Genomic DNA, 313 nt, shown 5'->3' with positions numbered 1-313 from the left:
ATATAATAGCGTGCAGTCGGCATTTTTGTCTTTTAAGCTTTTTTCTATTTTAATTAATAAATTAGTTGCTTCACGATAAGCGTCATTATTAGTTTGTCCAATTATGTTATTAAGTGATTTGTGATACAAGTCAATCGACTCTTGTGGGTATTGCGCCATAATTAAACCAGCCAACGTTATCAATTGACTCGACTTAACCTCATGTTTTGCAGCCCATGAACGTGCTTTTTCAATGTCATTTTGATCAATATAAAAATCCAGTAATTCACTCGGATAATTAGTAAAGCGATAAGCCCCTTGGTTTGATTTAGCC

The 313-nt window shown here is 33.9% G+C and carries 1 protein-coding gene; it reads right to left on the bottom strand.

Annotated features, from left to right (window positions below; genetic code table 11):
- Window positions 1–313: hypothetical protein (locus tag AAEY62_RS21415; protein WP_350636403.1), on the bottom strand; the 313-nt coding region annotated here is incomplete at both ends.

Origin of the sequence: Pseudoalteromonas sp. GW168-MNA-CIBAN-0100 (assembly GCF_040309225.1) — a bacterium.
Lineage (GTDB): Bacteria > Pseudomonadota > Gammaproteobacteria > Enterobacterales > Alteromonadaceae > Pseudoalteromonas > Pseudoalteromonas arctica.
Note: the sequence above shows the minus strand (reverse complement) of the source record. Positions and strands in the feature narration are given on the sequence as shown.